Consider the following 17,292-nt stretch of genomic DNA (forward strand, 5'->3'; position numbering starts at 1 on the left):
ATCAATGTTAGTGCATTAAAATTTCATTAAACACGTTACATTAAATTGGTAGCGGGAGCTGGATTTGAACCAACGACCTTCGGGTTATGAGCCCGACGAGCTACCAGACTGCTCCATCCCGCATCGAAATTGACTGTCTCGTTTTATCGAGATGCGCAGTCTAACACAAGATTGTCATATTGCAAGGCAATGTTTTTTTATTTTTAGCTATTTGTACAAAAGCTCTGCAATACACAGAAAAATTGATAAAGCATTATTTTGATGATCAGCGAGCGCTATGCCCTATCACATCTTATTTCCAAAAGATATCTTACGATATAAAAGCTAGAATAAATTAAAGCATTCGCGATCATCAATTCAATGATTTTATAACAGACAACAAAAAAGGCTTAAACGTCAAACGCTTAAACCTTTATGTCTGTTTCCAATACTGTAGATCTTACAATATTGGTGCGGAAGGGGGGACTTGAACCCCCACGCCCGAAAGCACTACCACCTCAAGGTAGCGTGTCTACCAATTCCACCACCACCGCAATTAGGGCTGCATTCTAGTCTTTTCTATTTTAAAAGAAAAGCCATATTTTAAAATTATTCTGATTTAACCGGCACAGTTGGTGAAGATTCATTCGACACCGGGACTTGCTGGGTTTGTTCCGCGCCCGGCAAGGTATACATGGCCTGGTTTTGTTTTTTTGCAAAAACAGCCAAGGTTAAACTGGTCACAAAAAATAAGGCGGTTAAAACTGCTGTGAGGCGTGTCATAAAATTAGCAGACCCGGAAGCACCAAATACAGTTGCTGCACCGCCACCACCAAATGATGCACCCGCATCTGCACCTTTGCCATGCTGAACCAGAATCAGGGCAATCATTAAAATCGCAAGTAAAATATGCACGACAAGTACAAAGGTATACATCAAATCACCTTATTTTTGCGCAAAAGCTTGAATAATTGAAATAAAACTTGAAGCATCCAGTGATGCCCCGCCAACCAGTGCACCATCAATATCTGTGCAGGCTGCTAACTCTACCGCATTTTCAGGTTTAACACTACCACCATAGAGTAAAGAGATACGATTTGCCCACGTGGTATGATCTTGCAAATAACTACGGATAGTCGCATGCATATCCTGTGCATCCTGAGGTAAAGCAGTTTTACCCGTACCAATTGCCCAGATCGGTTCATAGGCAATAATCACATTTTGCCAATCATCTTCGGATAAAACAGCTTTTAATTCTTGTAGTTGCTGAATCACAATATCCTTGGCATGACCAGCTTCACGTTGTTCCAGACTTTCACCCACACAATAAATAATGTGCAATCCTGACCCAATGGCATTTTTAATTTTTTGCTGCAAACGTTCCACATGATCGCCAAACAATTCCCGACGCTCGGAATGACCGATCAGCGTATAATTCACATTGGCATGTTTCAGTAAATCTGCACTGATCTCTCCGGTATAGGCACCGGTACCATTGACGATGGAAATATCCTGCGCGACGATAGGCAACGGCAAATTTTGTGCCGAAAAAAATGCCAAATAAGCAGTCGGAGGTGCAATTGCAACCTGACAGTCCAAAGATTGACCTTCAATATGTTGAGTAATGCTTTGAAATAAAGCCTGTGCATCCTGAAAATAAGGATTTAATTTCCAATTCCCAATGACCCATTTTTTCGGGGAAGTTTTTTCCATTCATCACTGCTCAATAACAATTTTGGCAATTTTACACTGAAATGTTTATTTCACCAAAATATGCCATGAATGTTTTTCGTCAGGACGGCGTTAATTGCGTTTTTTGTTTGATCGTTATTAATTTGTGTTATATTGTTTTAAACACGATTTTCATCAACAAAAACACTGATTAAATGAGCCGTTAATATTATGCTAGCGCAAAGTCATGCAAATTTTACGGGCTATATTCGACGCCTAGTTGCTGATGGGGTGATCAGCACTGAATCGATGCTAAAAGCGCAAGAGCAAGCCAAAAGGAATAAACAACCTTTGGCTGCAGTATTGGTTGAAGACTACAACATTCCTGCCTTGACCATTGCCCTGACCATTTCAGAAGAATTCGCCGAACCGATTTTCGATCTGGACAGCTACGATCCTGCGCAACTTCCTAAAGATCTGGTGGAAGAAAAACTGGTGGTACAACACCAGATTATTCCATTAATGAAAAGAGGCAACAATTTATTTGTTGCAGTGAGTGATCCTACACGCCTCGATGGGCTGGAAACCATTCGTTTTAACAGTAAACTCAATTTACAAAATGTGATTGTGGAACAGAATAAACTCGCCAAGTTTATTTCCACGCATTATCAGGAACAGGATAATTTTAATTTTGGTGACGAAGACTTTGATTTAGAAGTAGCTGATGGTCATGACAATACCGAAACCGAAGACGAGAAATCCGCCGAAGATGAAGCACCGATTGTAAAATATATCAATAAACTACTGGTCGATGCCATTCGTATGGGCGCATCGGACTTACATTTTGAACCTTATGAAAAAATGTATCGGGTTAGATATCGTGTCGATGGCGTATTACGTGAAATTGTCAGACCGCCGTTACAGCTTGCCACACGTCTTGCTTCACGACTAAAAGTCATGTCGCAAATGGATATTTCCGAAAAACGCATGCCACAAGATGGACGGATTAAACTCAAACTGTCAAAAACCAAAGCCATCGATTTTCGTGTTAACTCCTTGCCAACATTATTCGGCGAAAAAATTGTGTTGCGTATTCTAGACCCATCAAGTGCCATGTTGGGTATTGATGCGCTCGGTTATGATCCAGAACAAAAAGCCCTGTTCATGGAAGCACTGGAAAAGCCACAAGGCATGTTATTGATCACTGGTCCAACCGGTTCCGGTAAAACAGTATCACTTTATACTGGTTTAAATATTCTCAATACCGAAGACACCAATATATCTACCGCAGAAGACCCAGTGGAAATTAACCTGGAAGGGATTAATCAGGTCAATGTCAACACCAAAGTCGGTTTAACATTTGCCGCTGCCTTAAAATCTTTCCTGCGTCAGGATCCCGATATCATCATGGTCGGGGAGATTCGTGACCTAGAAACAGCAGAAATTGCCATTAAAGCAGCACAAACAGGTCATATGGTGTTATCTACACTACATACCAATAGCGCACCGGAAACATTAACCCGTTTACGCAATATGGGGGTTCCTTCCTTTAATATTGCAACCTCGGTCAATCTGGTGATTGCACAGCGTCTGGCACGTCGATTATGCTCACACTGTAAACGTGTCATTGAAATTCCCAAACCCAGCCTTCTGGAAATGGGATTTAATGAACAGGATTTACAACATCCTGACTTTAAAATTTTTGAAGCAGTGGGCTGTCCGGAATGTCGGGATGGCTATAAAGGGCGTGTGGGTATTTATGAAGTCATGAAAGTCACCCCAGAGATTTCAAAAATTATTATGGAAGATGGAAATGCCATTGAGATTGCAGAGGCATCACATCGCTTGGGGTATAATAATTTAAGGCGTTCTGGTTTGATCAAAGTCATGCAAGGCATTACCACGTTGCAAGAAGTCAACCGTGTCACCAGTGAATAATGACAGTTAAGGAAAAGGCAAATGGCAGTTAAAAAAGCAAAATTGATGCCGACGTTTTCATATGAAGGGGTAGATCGTAAGGGGCTTAAAATTAAGGGGGACCTTCCCGCCAAGAATATGGCATTGGCGAAAGTCACACTTAGAAAACAAGGTATTACGGTTAGAAAAATCACACAAAAACGTGAAATTGAATTCTTGAATAAATTATTCAAGAAAAAAGTGACCACATTAGATATCACGATTTTTACCCGTCAGCTTGCAACCATGATGAAAGCGGGTGTGCCATTGGTACAATCCTTTGAAATCGTTGCAGAAGGTCTGGATAATCCATCGATGCGTGATGTGGTACTCGGGATCAAAACCGAAGTTGAAGGGGGTAATACCTTTGCTGGAGCTTTGCGTAAATACCCACAATATTTTGATGAATTATTCTGCTCATTGGTTGAATCCGGTGAACAATCTGGTGCGCTGGAAACCATGCTGGATCGTGTGGCCATTTATAAGGAAAAAAGCGAACTTCTCAAGCAAAAAATCAAAAAAGCTATGAAATATCCAGCAACTGTAGTGGTAGTTGCCATCATCGTCACGATTATTTTGATGGTTAAAGTCGTACCCGTCTTTCAGGACTTATTTAGCTCATTTGGTGCAGATTTACCTGCCTTTACCCAAATGGTAGTCAATATGTCAAAATGGATGCAAAGCTACTGGTTCCTTCTTATTATTGGTATCGGCGCACTGGTATTTGGTTTTCTGGAAGCGAAACGACGCAGTAAAAAGTTTCAGGATTTTCTCGATCAAACCGCTTTAAAATTACCAATTTTTGGTGATCTGGTTTATAAATCGATTATTGCCCGTTATAGCCGTACCCTTGCCACTACATTTGCTGCCGGTGTTCCACTCATTGATGCGCTCGAATCAACCGCTGGGGCAACCAATAATGTTGTTTACGAAAAAGCCGTAATGCGTATTCGTGATGATGTAGCAACAGGACAACAACTTCAATTTGCTATGCGCCAAACTCAAAGATTCCCAAGTATGGCAATTCAGATGGTGGCGATCGGCGAGGAATCTGGGGCACTAGACAGTATGCTGGATAAAGTTGCCACCCATTTCGAAAATGAAGTGGACAATGCAGTTGATGGCCTAACCAGTATGATGGAACCCCTGATCATGGCTGTTTTAGGTGTCTTGGTCGGTGGTTTAGTGATTGCCATGTATTTACCAATTTTCCAGATGGGTTCTGTGGTCTAATGCAATTTTTACAACTTTTACAAGAGAATGCCACTGTATTTTATCTTAGCGTTGCATTCTTAGCTTTATGCGTTGGCAGTTTCCTGAATGTGTTAATTTATCGTCTCCCTAAAATCATGGAAAACGAATGGCAACAGGAGTGTCAGGCATTTTTGCATCCTGATCAGCCTATCACACCAATCGAAAAATTCACCTTAAGTACACCAGCATCGAGTTGTCCGAATTGCCAGCATAAAATCCGGTGGTATGAAAATATTCCTCTGATCAGTTGGTTGTTATTAAAGGGTAAATGTAGTAATTGTACACAGCCCATCTCTATTCGCTATCCATTGGTTGAACTGGGGACAATGCTTTGCTCACTGGTCATCGCCCATCATTTTGGTGCCAGCATAGAAACTGTATTTGGATTGATTTTTACCTGGGTACTCATTGCATTAACAGGGATAGATTTTGACACCCAATTACTCCCGGATCGATTAACCTTTCCTTTGATTGGCTTGGGTCTTGCCATCAACAGCTATGCTATTTTTATCTCACCCACTCAAGCCATTTGGGGCTGTTTAATCGGTTTTTTATCACTCTGGGTGGTGTATATTATTTTTAAGCTGATTACTGGCAAAGAAGGCATGGGCTATGGAGATTTTAAATTACTTGCCGCATTAGGTGCATGGATGGGACCATTGCAATTGCCTTTGATTATATTATTATCCTCACTTGTAGGCGCAATCATTGGCATCATCTTATTAAAAGTGACCAAAGAAAATCGGCCTTTTGCATTTGGTCCCTATCTTGCAATTGCCGGTTGGATTGCTTTTTTATGGGGAGATCAAATCATGACGGCTTATCTGGGTGGTTAAATGGGTTTAGTACTGGGTCTAACCGGCGGTATTGGTAGCGGCAAGTCCGCAGCAAGTCACTGGTTTGAACAACAAGGCATTGGAATTGTAGATGCTGATATTGTCGCACGTGAAATCGTACAGCCTGGTCAACCAGCACTGCAACAAATACAGCATGCTTTTGGTGACTGGGTTTTACTCGACAATGGCGAGCTGGATCGTCGCGCCTTGCGTGAACATATTTTTCAGCAACCGCAAGCACGTAAAGCGTTAGAGCAGATCACCCACCCTGCAATCCGTGCATCAATCATTGAACAACTCCAACAAGCCGATAGCCCGTATGCCATTCTGGTTTCACCGCTGCTCTTTGAAACCAATCAACACAAACTAACTGCGCGCACCCTACTGATAGATGCCTCGGAAGACATCCAAATCCAGCGTGCTAGCCAACGTGATGGACAATCTATCGAACAAATCAAACAGATTATTGCCGCACAGATGTCCCGTGCCGACAAACAAAAACGCGCTGATGACATTGTCATCAATGATGGACACCTTGAGCATTTATATCAGCAACTTGAAAAATTACATCAACAATATTTACAGCAAAGCTTGTCATAACCACCGCTTACACCGTATCCAAATATAGTTTGTCACGCGTTGGTCGTTGGCCTACGATTGTTGCCCGATGCATAATACGATGTGCATCTCCATAATCAAATAAAGCCTTATGCTGGGTACAACGATTATCCCAAATCGCTACATCACCAACTTGCCATTTCCAGCGCAGAGAAATCTCCTCTTGTGTTGCATGCTGAAAAAGAAAGCGCAATAATGCCTCACTGTTCTCTGCATCAAGTTCATTAATTTGAGTGGTAAACCCTTCATTAACAAAAAGAATTGGTTTTTTGGTTTCAGGATGATTGACGACTACTGGATGGGTAATGTGTGGATTTTTTTCAAAAACCTGCTCAAGTTTTTTGCGCTGCTCCGCTGTCTTTGCAAATCGTTCAAGTGGGAAAGATTTACGAATATCATGTGTTGCTGTGAGGTGGAATAATTGTTGTTGTAAATCGAATTCTAGCTGCTCAAATGCAGCCGTACTGCTGGACCACAAGGTATCGCCACCGAATTCTGGAATCTTGATGGCCTGTAGTACACAGCCAAGTGGAGGCGTTTCGCTAAAGGTGACATCGGTATGCCATAACTCATTATCACGTAAATCCTGTTGTAAACTATCCAATACCATAATTTCGGGTGTATTCTCGACAGAAGGATAGACAGGATGTACGTGTAATTGCCCAAAACTCCGGGCAAGTGTCGCTTGCGAGGCAGAGGACAATTTTTGCTGTCTAAAAAAAATAACCTGATGATCTAGCAAAGCCTGCTTAATGTGTTCCAAGGTATATTGATCTATATCATTTAGATCAATACCGTGAATAATCGCACCGATGGCAGGCTTAATTTTTTCAATATTTAAATATCCAATTGAACTCATTTTATTCTTCACACACCTTATACTTGCTGACCATACCACGGGGAGAATTGCTGTTGTAACCAACGCAGGAAAATTTCAAATGCCACAGCGACAAGTGCAATAATAATAATCCCCAGAACGACAGCATCAGTAATTAAAAACTGGGCAGCAGATTGCACCATAAAACCAACACCTCGATCAGCAGCAACCAGTTCTGCCGCCACCAGTGTCGACCAGCCCACACCTAGGCCAATACGAATACCTGTCATAATGCTGGGTAATGCAGTGGGTAAAATAACATGCCAAAAGACCTGAGATCGGGTTGCACCTAGAGACAAAGCGGCACGCTCCCGATTAATTTGATGGCTTAATACACCATGGGTACTACTGATAATGATAGGTGCCAGAATTGAAAAAAAGATCAGTAAAATTTTTGTTGTCTCACCAATACCAAACCAAATCACCAACAAAGGTAAATAAGCCAATGGAGGAATAGGTCGCAATAACTCTACCAATGGATCTAGCACTGCACGCACCCACTTATTCAATCCCATCCACAATCCAATCGGCACGCCAATCAGTGTAGCGATAATTAAAGCAACCAATACTCTAGAAATACTGGCAGCAAGGTGCTGCCACAAGGTGACTTTCATGAAGCCCTGCTGACTGATTTCAATGAACTTATGCCATACAGCAAGAGGACTGGGTAAGAAAAGTTCCGGGACAATATGCAAGGCAGAAATAATCGACCAAATCAACAGTACCGTAGCTACACTGGCAATACTGACCAGAATATTCCTATATTTTATAAAAACCTGTTTAGATACAGAAAATGCTGTCGAGCTTTCTGAACCTAGGGCAGATTCTGTACTTGTGGTATTCGCAGCCCATGCAGGTTGTTTTTTTAGACTCATTATGCAAATGCCTCTGATGATGATGCAAATAACTGCTGCTCAGCCTGTTGCTCTCTTAATTGTTCAAATAATTCTTCTCGCAACTGAATAAATTGTGGATCAGACTTAATCGATCGAATCGGTTCACCATCTTTATAGCGATTGGCAAAATCAAGGTTTAATGTCTGAACAATTTTTCCTGGTCGTGCTGTCATCAATATCAATTGATTGCTCAGCAATAAACCTTCTTCAATATCATGAGTGATGAGAAAGAAGCTTTTTTGTTGCTCAATCCATAAATCCAATACCAATTGCTGCATATTTTCACGCGTAAAAGCATCCAGAGCAGCAAATGGTTCATCAAGCAAAATAAAGGGTGCATGACTCACCAATGCGCGGGCAATACCCACCCGCTGCTTCATCCCACCGGACAGCTCCCATATATTGGCTTTTGCCACATGGCTAAGACTCACTGTCTGCAAAATTTTATCGACAACAGGTTTAATCTCTTTTTCTTTCAACCTTTTCAATTGCAAGGCAAAACCAATATTTTGCTCAACATTTAACCAGGGTAACAATGCATGATCCTGAAAAACAACTGCTCTTGAGGCACTTGGACCTTGCACAACCTGATCATCCACCTTCACTACACCGGCATCTGGTTGCTGGAATCCAGCCAGAATATTGAGCAAGGTGGTTTTTCCACATCCAGACTCACCTAAAATCACCGTTAATGAAGCTTCTTTTAGTGTCAGATTAATATCCTCTAAAACAGGCGGTTTATCTGCTGCAAAAGACAGAGAAATATTTTGTGCGGTTAAAATACTCATTAGAATCTCCTCTTAGGGTAAATATGCAGTTGTCACGTTTTCCTGATAATCTGCTTTTACCTGATCGACCTTGCCTTGTGATTTTAGAAATGTTGCGGTGTCATGAATATTTTTCGCAAACTCATGCTGTAGTGTCTGTTTTTGCTGCGCCTCGTCCAAATATGTATTACCACTTAACAACAGCGGAATATCTTCTGCATTTGAACCAGTTAATTGAGATATTTTTGTGAGTTTGTCCTGATCTTTCAGATATCCATCTGGATTACGATTATATTCTTCAATTTGTTGTAATGTGGTTTGGCTGAATGCCTTGACAAAATCCGGATTATTTTTTGCAAAATCCTGACGTACCACCCAAAGGTCATAAGTAGGATTCCCCCATTCTCCAACTTGCTTGGAATCAGTTAAAATTGTGCCACCATTTTTCAGTTTACTTAATGCAGGTTCCCAAACATATGCGCCATCAATATCACCACGTTCCCACGCTGCAATGATTTCTGGTGGTCTTAAATTAATAATTTTTACCTGACTTTCAGGAATATTCCAATGCTTGAGCGCAGATAACAAACTGTAATGTGTAGTTGAAACAAACGGTACGGCAATGGTTTTCCCGATCAAATCTTCTGGTGTATTGATACCCTTATCTTTACGTACAATCAGTGATTCAGATGCACCAAGTTTTGAGGTAATCAAAAAAACTTCTATCGGCAAATTACGACTAGCCGCAGCAGCCAATGGACTTGAACCCAAGTTACCAATCACCACATCACCAGATGCCAGTGCATTGACTACATCCGGACCAGCATCAAATTTTTTCCATTCAATTTTACGATGGCTGTTTTTTTCATAGTCGCCATCTGCCTGTGCAACTTTACTTGGGTCTACCCCAGTTTGATAGGCAATCACCACAGGCTGATCTGATTGTCCAAAATTATCTTTAAATTGCACCCAGATAAAAGCAACGACCGCAACTAATACGACCACACTAATAATAATAGGTTTTGTTTTTAAACTCATTGTATGATCCAAGATCTATCTGATTTATTAATAGATTTTACGGAACAGTATTGCTGCCTCGAAATAAGTTATATTCATGCCCTTATGCAAATTCGTTATATTATTTTTGAGAATAAAAATATTACCTGTAATTACAGTTAGATATACACAAGCCATTAAAGATATTCTGCCTCTTATCATTTTGCCATTGTTACGATACACCCTCATAAAATTTCAGATTAATTTATTATAAATCAACACGTTAATAAAATTACATATAATTATCTTTAAATTCAATGATCTATTCATTATAAAATTATATTGTTTTTATATTTTATGACTTGAATATGACATCTATATATTGATGGCTGAACTAGGTTGACATAGCACAGAGAAAAATGTCTTTAAAACGTCTTTATAAACTATTTATTTTGGGTACAGCTGCCCTGATCACAGTACCGAGTTATGCGGGTCTAAGTTTTGGCGATGCAGAAACTGGTCAACTTAATGTCAGTGGAACAATCAGGGCGAAATATATCTATAATTTTGATACCGAACCCACGACCAGTAAATTATCCTTTAATGATGCTGTGTTATGGCTAGACTATAGCTCTCCACACTGGATTGGCCGTCTGGATTATCGCGCATACGAATACTATGGCCATATTGGCGATGCCAGCTGGTTAACTGATGCATGGTTGGGCTATAAAATTAATGATCAGCACAAAATCATTGCAGGTTTGAATCCAGTGCCTTTTGGTCTGGGACGATTCTGGGGCAATAATTATTATTTGGGAATTGGCAATGCCGCTGGTCTGGAGGATGTGCATAATCTAGGAATAAAATATGATTACCAAAATGATAAAAATGAAATTCAGATCGCTTATTACCCCCGAGATGGCGGCAATTTTCAAGGGCACAGTAAAGATGCCCGTCGTTTTAGTATTAATCCTGTCGAAGCCGATGACTATGTAACAGATGGAACCTATACACGAGAAAAAAATAGTTTTGTTATTCGGGCGGCACATACTTTTGACCACGTATTTGATCAGGAAAATTTTTCAAGTCAAATTGGTGCTTCGGCTTGGTACTCAACCATAGAAAATAAGCGTACACATCAGAATGGTGATCGTCAGGTATATTCGGTGTTTAGCAATACCAATTACAATCAATGGAACCTACAATTGCTGGCAGGATTTCAAGACATCGATAATGCAGATGATACCTATCCAGATCATCTGACATTGGGTGGATTTGATTCATCATTTAATAGTGCAACTGAAGGGCAAATTTATTCGGCTGAAGTGAGTTATCTCTTCCCACACACTTTTGGTGCTTTAAATACCATTCGACCTTACCTCAACTATAGTGCTTATCAAAAAAAGCAAAATACCTTTAAAGATTCAGAAAGGATTATTGCAGGCTTATCCTTTAATTATCAAAAATGGACGATTAATTCCGAGTTACTGATTGGAAAACATGATCCATTCCTTGGGGACAGCGATGGTCTAGCGGCAGGTGGGAACAATACGGACTGGAACAAACGATTATTTGTTTCGCTGGCATATTATTTTTAGCTTCTCATCATCTACCAAAGCTATTGAGAGAAATATTTGTTAAGCTAGAAACCATTAGATGTGTGTACTTTTAGAAAAGACATTCATCACAATAATGCCTGCGATCATCAACCCCAATCCGATAAAAGCAGGCAGATCCAAATGCTGTTTAAATACAATCCAGCCAACTATAGAAATGATGATAATACCTGCACCAGACCAAATGGCATAAGCAATTCCAACCGGAATGGTTTTTAAGGTAATTGATAATAGAAAAAATGCAATGGTATAACCCACAACAGTAATAATGGACGGAATCAGTACCGTAAAACCATTAGAAGCTTTGAGTGAAGACGTCGCGATGACTTCTGCAAGAATTGCAAGCGACAAATATAAATATGCCATTGTAAATGAGTTCCTCAGCCAATGCTGTTTAGGAATATAAACGTTTTAACAGCAGATGTACTCAGCAATCCTGCCTTCTTCCGTCATTGAATAAAAAAGTTTATGAATATGTTTTTTTATTGTATAGGAACCATCGCCACGGCTGTAATGCACCGATTCCAATACCAATCAATCCACAGACAATTGCCAGACTTAAGGGTTCATGCAACAAGGGCACAGCAATAATCGCTGCAATAAAAGGTGCTAATGTCACAATACTGCCAGTTTTGAATGCACCCAGCCTTTTAATTGCTTCAACATAAGTTAAGGTCGCAACAATCACCACGAGTACGCCATGAAACAAACTTTGAATGACAATATGACTCCATGCCGCCTGATCCAGATGCTTTGGCAGAAATAATAGATAAATCGGGATATAAATTAGTGCCGACCAGATTGCCACACTACACATCGCCTGCCATGCTGTTAAACTAGACTGTCGCAATAAAACTGTGAAAACGCCCCACCAAATCGCACTTAAAAAGAACAATCCATCACCCAAACCAAACGGATGTGCACTTTGTTGTGAGAGGAGATAACTCATGATCGCAATGGATACCATCATAATGATCAGGCTGAGCCAAGTGTGTCGATCAAAGGGTTGCCGAAATAAAAAATAGGCGGCCAATGCAGTACATAGCGGAATACAACCATTTAAAAAAATTGCGGCATGTGCCGCAGGTGCATAAGTGAACGCAGTATATGAGGTGACACAATAGGCAACACCACCGATCAAGGCTAAAATGACAGACTCTTTTTTCCATAAAAATGCCATGTCTTTTTTATAAATTAAAATCGGCATCAAAATACAAAAAGCAAGGGCAAATCGTAAAGCGGTAAGATCCCAGGCTGCAATATGCCACTTTGCACTCAATCTGGAAAAAATGGTAAATCCACCCCAGATGCACATGGAAATCAATACAAACAGGTAACCCTGCATTTTAGAAGACATGGAGACTCAACTGAATATTTAACAAAGGCGTTGTCGACAAGCTTCATACAGTGCCATGCCCGCTGCCACGCTGACATTCAAACTCTGTAAATCCCCTGCCATCGGGATATACACTTTTTCATCGCATTGCGCCTGATTGATCGGACGAATTCCGGTGTCTTCGGCACCCATTACAATAACGAGAGGTCCTGTCAAATCACTTTGTTGAATCGGTAATGCCTGTTCATCCAGCAAAGTTCCAACCACCTTAACCTGCTGGTTTTTTAATGCTGCCAGTGTTTTGCCAAGATTGGTGACCTGAATGAATTTTACTTTTTCTGCACCGCCTGCCGCGACTTTTCTAGCTGTTGGTGTCAAACTTGCAGAACGATCACGCGGTACAATCACTGCATGTACCCCCATTGCCGCCGCGGTGCGAATACATGCACCCAGATTATGGGGATCGGTCACCTGATCCAGTGCCAATAAAAAGACATTGGGTGTAGAGTCCACCAATTGTTCAAGGTCATTTTCATTTAATGTCGGATGCGGTCTGACTGAAGCAACAACACCTTGATGAAAAGGCAAACCTGCCAATTTTTCCAGACTATCACGACTGGCTTTTTGAATACTGATACCAAATGGTGCTGCCAAATCCAGTATTTTGTGCAGGCGTTGATCATCACGCCCTTTTAATACAAATAAGGTCAGGACACGTTCTGGTTCTAATTCAAGAAGTGACTCCACTGCATGTACACCATAATAATATTCTGGCTTTGCCATGAACTTCACCTCTGTTAAAGAATGTCGAATAAAAAACAAAAATCCTGTAATGCACGCTTACAGGATTAAATTGATACTGTCGTGACGATGTTAATCTAACATCTTTAGCCTTCTAAATGACAAACATAATCCACAACATCAGTTGTTTCTATTTTAAACTGGCTATTGCCAGGAACATAAAATGATTGTCCTGCACGAAATAACTCGCTTTCTTCACTGTCGGCAATCAATACCCGACATTCCCCGGAAATAATTTCCATACGCTCAGGAACATGGGTTTCAAATGTTAATGGTTGTTCAGTTGGCATGATCACACCAAGTGTTTTTTTCGTTCCATCTTCAAATTGAACCGTATGGCTAATACATTTACCGTCAAAATAAACATTAGATTTTTTGATCACAGAAACATGGTCAAACTGTGCCGAACTCATGTAGTCACTCCAGTACAATAATCACGACTTAAATAATAGAACTGCTGTAGTTTATCCCGAGCATGATTGATGAATCAATCTATTTACGTGATAACTTTCGATTTGATCAAGTTATTTTGTTTAACAAATAAACGGAATAAACTGACCGCACATTTCACAACAACAATCATGACAGTATCATGACCAATGCATCATTTTCTTAAAACTAATCGGCTGATTTTACACTACGTGCATTTATAGCTGTGACAATATTCAAACTTTATCATAAATTTATCAAGCAAATTTTGAATAGCACTTGCTTTATGGACAAACTCAATCACATAATAAAACCATCAACAATTATTCCAACTTGTGCATTTCATCGCCTATGCTCAATAATATCTCACTGCATAATTTCGCCCTTGCCGACCAACTTTCCATTGACATTGAAGATGGCTTTAATGTTCTGACAGGAGAAACTGGTGCAGGAAAATCGTTACTTCTCGATGCCTTATCTGCATGTCTGGGAGAGCGCAGTGATGCCGCACAAGTGCGTTTTGGACAGGAAAAAGCCGAAGCCATTGCAACCTTTAACTATCAGGAACATAGTCCGGAAGCAGAATGGTTAAAAGAGCATGAATTATTAGATGAATCCGGTGAGATTATTATTCGTCGGGTGATTTTTGCCAATGGTCGCAGTAAGGCATGGATCAATGGTCGCCCGACCAGCATGTCTGAACTTAAAACATTGGGACGTTTATTGGTGCTTCTGTACAGTCAACACAGCCAGCAACAATTATTAGATCCACCTTATCCAAAACAATGGCTGGATCGTTATAGTGGATTATCGGAACAAACCCAGCAGCTTCGACAGGCTTATCAAGCATGGCAAAAAAGTCAACGGCTTTATCAAGAAGCTTTGGAAGCACAACATTCCCGTGCAGCCAAAATTGAACAACTCACTTTACAAATTGAAGATCTTGAGCCCCTGCTTGACATTCCCTATCAAGACATCGAACAGGAATATGATCGCTTAAGCCACCACGAAACCATGATGCAGGACTGTAGTGCATTAATTTATGGTCTGGATGAAGGTGAACAAAATCTAATTCAGGAATTAGGCACATTGCTACGTCGTGCCGAAGCACAGCAATCGCGTAGTCCACAACTAGAACAGGTTTATAATAGCCTGATCAATGCACAAAGCGAGCTGGAAGATGCAGCCAGTACCCTACGTCAGTTTATTGATCGGCAAAGTTTTGATCCCGAACGCATGGAGCAACTCAATCAGTTACTGGAACAATTTCATCGTTTGGCACGTAAATATCGTACCCAGCCAGATGAACTGTTACAGCAATATGGACAATGGCAACAACAACTTGAACAACTGAATGAACTGGAAAATCCAGAATATCTGGCGCAGCAAGTTGAGCAAACCCATCAGCACTTTCTTGATCTGGCCCAACAACTTGATCAAGCACGAAAAGCAGTAGCGATTGATATTGCAGCAAAACTTACTGAACAGGTTAAACCACTGGCGTTACCAGAAGCGCATTTTGAATTTAAGTTTGAACCGCTAGATGAACCCAATGCCGATGGTTTAAGCACCATTCAACTATTATTCACTGCCAATAAAGGTATTCCGGCGCAACCGCTGGCACGCGTTGCATCAGGCGGTGAGCTATCGCGTATTGCGTTGGTAATGCAAGTGATGAATGCCACTAAAACAGATGCAGAAGTGCTGGTTTTTGACGAAATCGATGTTGGGATCAGTGGTGGTACAGCAGAAATTGTCGGACGCTTACTGGCAGATCTGGCAAAGCATGTACAAATCCTCTGTATCACACATCAAGCACAGGTGGCAGCTCAATCAGATCAGCATCTACTGGTTAAAAAACAACAGACCGATCCGGCAAGCAGTACCATCATTACACTTAATGAAGATCAACGAATTCAAGAATTAGCAAGGATGTCTGGTGGTGTCGAAATCAACGAAACCACGCTCAATCATGCCAAACAGTTAAGAAAACTTAAGTTTAACTAAACTTAACTGCTGTAAATCTTGCAAAAAAACGGGATTGATTGAAATTTTATCAATCCCCTATATCAATAATTCTATAAAAATGATTTGGAACTTTGCGCATTGTTTAGTATGTTGAATATATAAGGCTTATTGACAATTCATCAATGGATTGCATTATCATTGAGAGGTCAGTAAATCTTTTATTATTTTTACATTAAAGGAGAATGGATGACGTGCCAAAACAATATCTAGCACATCGCTGTTTAATTGCCCCGCCCCATATGGATGATGCATCGTTTACCAATACGGTGATTTATCTGGCACGCCATGATAAAGATGGCGCTCAGGGTATTATTTTAAATCGTCCCTCAGATGTACAAATTAAAGAATTACTCAATGATCTAGATATTGATGCAGACCACGTTCTCCCACATGCTGTATTACATGGCGGACCCATTCGTCCGGAAGCAGGCTTCGTGCTGCATACCGGACAACCTACCTGGTATTCTTCCATTGCCGTAGGTGAAAATGTTTGTATTACCACCAGCAAGGATATTCTGGATGCCATTGCTCACAATGAAGGGGTAGATAATTATCAGGTTGCCTTAGGCTATGCCAGTTGGACGAAAAATCAACTTGAACAGGAAATATCCCGTGGCGATTGGCTAGTCTGTGATGCAGATATGGATCTAATTTTTAATCTGCCCTATGACGCTCGCTGGAATGCCGCCTATGAAAAAATCGGCATTAACCGTGGCTGGTTGTCACACGAGATCGGACATGCCTGATTTACAATCTGTTCCTACTGCAACCACCATCATGGCCTTTGATTTTGGCACACAAAAAATGGGGATTGCAGTCGGACAACGCCTGATCGAAAGTATTAACCCGTTGCCATTGTTTCCAATGAAAGATGGCATTCCGCATTGGGAAAACCTGCATAAAATCATTCAGCAATGGCAACCGGATTTATTTCTAGTCGGTTTGCCATTGAATATGGATGATAGCGAATCAGACCTTTCTGCCCGAGCACGAAAATTTGCTCGACGACTACGTCATCAGACCAATATTGAAACATGGATGGTCGATGAACGACTGAGCACTCGTGAGGCTCGAGATACGCTGCAAAATTTTCAAGCCAACGGACAAGCGAAAAAACTGTCCGCCGATAGTTTTGCTGCATCACTATTTATTGAAAGCTGGTATCATGATGCTCAAGGAATTAAACCTTAAATCAATCCATCGTAGCTGTGTTCTTATCCGAAAATAGCCTG

Annotated in this window: 18 protein-coding genes and 2 tRNA genes; 8 read left to right on the forward strand and 12 right to left on the reverse strand. The window is 40.8% G+C overall.

All coding sequences use genetic code 11. The annotated features are described in order from the left end of the window. Positions 1-46: 46 nt before the first annotated feature. From CAP51_RS12460 to tpiA, 4 genes are all read right to left on the reverse strand, one after another. Positions 47-123 (reverse strand) — tRNA-Met (locus CAP51_RS12460). A gap of 325 nt (positions 124-448) precedes the next feature. Beyond that, a tRNA-Leu gene (locus CAP51_RS12465) sits at positions 449-533 on the reverse strand. 55 nt (positions 534-588) lie between these two features. Then, positions 589-915, reverse strand: a complete 327-nt coding sequence (gene secG, locus CAP51_RS12470) for a preprotein translocase subunit SecG (RefSeq protein ID WP_087621085.1) — start codon at positions 913-915, stop codon at positions 589-591. A 9-nt stretch (positions 916-924) separates the two neighbouring features. Continuing rightward, a complete protein-coding gene (tpiA, locus tag CAP51_RS12475; RefSeq protein WP_087621086.1) occupies positions 925-1,692 on the reverse strand; it encodes a triose-phosphate isomerase in 768 nt (255 codons plus the stop codon). Positions 1,693-1,878: 186 nt separating this feature from the next. On the opposite strand from tpiA, the gene pilB reads away from it, so the two are divergent. From pilB to coaE, 4 genes are read left to right on the forward strand one after another with little or no spacing between them, the layout of a single operon-like run. After that, a complete protein-coding gene (gene pilB / locus CAP51_RS12480; protein WP_425426814.1) occupies positions 1,879-3,588 on the forward strand; it encodes a type IV-A pilus assembly ATPase PilB in 1,710 nt (569 codons plus the stop codon). A 21-nt stretch (positions 3,589-3,609) separates the two neighbouring features. Then, positions 3,610-4,839, forward strand: coding sequence for a type II secretion system F family protein (locus CAP51_RS12485; RefSeq protein ID WP_087621088.1), 1,230 nt, complete (start codon positions 3,610-3,612; stop codon positions 4,837-4,839). Continuing rightward, entirely contained in the window at positions 4,839-5,696 is an 858-nt protein-coding gene (locus CAP51_RS12490) for a prepilin peptidase (protein ID WP_087621089.1), read from the forward strand. The genes CAP51_RS12485 and CAP51_RS12490 overlap by 1 nt, the downstream gene beginning before the upstream one ends. Beyond that, positions 5,697-6,296: a dephospho-CoA kinase gene (gene coaE, locus CAP51_RS12495; protein ID WP_087621090.1), complete on the forward strand. Its 600-nt coding sequence runs from the start codon at positions 5,697-5,699 to the stop codon at positions 6,294-6,296. It begins immediately after the preceding gene. A gap of 7 nt (positions 6,297-6,303) precedes the next feature. On the opposite strand, the gene tauD is transcribed toward coaE, so the two are convergent. From tauD to tauA, 4 genes are read right to left on the reverse strand one after another with little or no spacing between them, the layout of a single operon-like run. Further along, a complete protein-coding gene (gene tauD, locus CAP51_RS12500; RefSeq protein WP_087621091.1) occupies positions 6,304-7,173 on the reverse strand; it encodes a taurine dioxygenase in 870 nt (289 codons plus the stop codon). A 17-nt stretch (positions 7,174-7,190) separates the two neighbouring features. Then, positions 7,191-8,066 (reverse strand): taurine ABC transporter permease TauC, encoded by an 876-nt coding sequence (gene tauC, locus CAP51_RS12505; RefSeq protein WP_087621092.1) that lies wholly within the window; start codon positions 8,064-8,066, stop codon positions 7,191-7,193. Then, a complete protein-coding gene (locus CAP51_RS12510) occupies positions 8,066-8,875 on the reverse strand; it encodes a taurine ABC transporter ATP-binding protein (RefSeq protein WP_087621093.1) in 810 nt (269 codons plus the stop codon). The genes tauC and CAP51_RS12510 overlap by 1 nt, the downstream gene beginning before the upstream one ends. Positions 8,876-8,887: 12 nt before the next feature. Next, positions 8,888-9,892: a taurine ABC transporter substrate-binding protein gene (gene tauA, locus CAP51_RS12515; protein WP_087621094.1), complete on the reverse strand. Its 1,005-nt coding sequence runs from the start codon at positions 9,890-9,892 to the stop codon at positions 8,888-8,890. A gap of 377 nt (positions 9,893-10,269) precedes the next feature. On the opposite strand from tauA, the gene CAP51_RS12520 reads away from it, so the two are divergent. Next, on the forward strand, positions 10,270-11,448 hold the full coding sequence (locus CAP51_RS12520) for a hypothetical protein (protein WP_087621095.1): 1,179 nt from the start codon (positions 10,270-10,272) through the stop codon (positions 11,446-11,448). Positions 11,449-11,502: 54 nt separating this feature from the next. Here CAP51_RS12520 and CAP51_RS12525 read toward each other — a convergent pair whose 3' ends face one another. The 4 genes from CAP51_RS12525 to ppnP form a co-directional block, all read right to left on the reverse strand. Continuing rightward, the gene (locus CAP51_RS12525; protein ID WP_087621096.1) at positions 11,503-11,832 is read right to left on the reverse strand and encodes a DMT family transporter; all 330 of its coding nucleotides are present in this window, start codon (positions 11,830-11,832) and stop codon (positions 11,503-11,505) included. Between the two features lie 100 nt (positions 11,833-11,932). After that, on the reverse strand, positions 11,933-12,823 hold the full coding sequence (locus CAP51_RS12530; protein ID WP_087621097.1) for a DMT family transporter: 891 nt from the start codon (positions 12,821-12,823) through the stop codon (positions 11,933-11,935). Between the two features lie 18 nt (positions 12,824-12,841). Then, positions 12,842-13,585 carry a 23S rRNA (guanosine(2251)-2'-O)-methyltransferase RlmB gene (rlmB, locus tag CAP51_RS12535; protein ID WP_087621098.1) on the reverse strand — a complete coding sequence of 248 codons (744 nt, stop codon included), beginning with the start codon at positions 13,583-13,585 and terminating at the stop codon, positions 12,842-12,844. Positions 13,586-13,689: 104 nt separating this feature from the next. Next, complete coding sequence (ppnP, locus tag CAP51_RS12540; protein WP_087621099.1) at positions 13,690-14,016, reverse strand: pyrimidine/purine nucleoside phosphorylase; 327 nt, start codon at positions 14,014-14,016, stop codon at positions 13,690-13,692. Positions 14,017-14,383: 367 nt separating this feature from the next. Between ppnP and recN the strand changes: the two genes are divergently transcribed. The 3 genes from recN to ruvX all read left to right on the forward strand — a co-directional run bounded on the left by recN (position 14,384) and on the right by ruvX (position 17,251). Beyond that, positions 14,384-16,039, forward strand: a complete 1,656-nt coding sequence (gene recN / locus CAP51_RS12545) for a DNA repair protein RecN (protein ID WP_087621100.1) — start codon at positions 14,384-14,386, stop codon at positions 16,037-16,039. Positions 16,040-16,251: 212 nt separating this feature from the next. Then, a complete protein-coding gene (locus CAP51_RS12550; protein ID WP_087621159.1) occupies positions 16,252-16,806 on the forward strand; it encodes a YqgE/AlgH family protein in 555 nt (184 codons plus the stop codon). Continuing rightward, entirely contained in the window at positions 16,799-17,251 is a 453-nt protein-coding gene (gene ruvX / locus CAP51_RS12555) for a Holliday junction resolvase RuvX (RefSeq protein WP_087621101.1), read from the forward strand. The genes CAP51_RS12550 and ruvX overlap by 8 nt, the downstream gene beginning before the upstream one ends. The last annotated feature ends 41 nt before the right edge of the window (positions 17,252-17,292 follow it).

Origin of the sequence: Acinetobacter populi, from assembly GCF_002174125.1 — a bacterium.
In the GTDB taxonomy this organism is placed as follows: Bacteria; Pseudomonadota; Gammaproteobacteria; order Pseudomonadales; family Moraxellaceae; genus Acinetobacter; species Acinetobacter populi.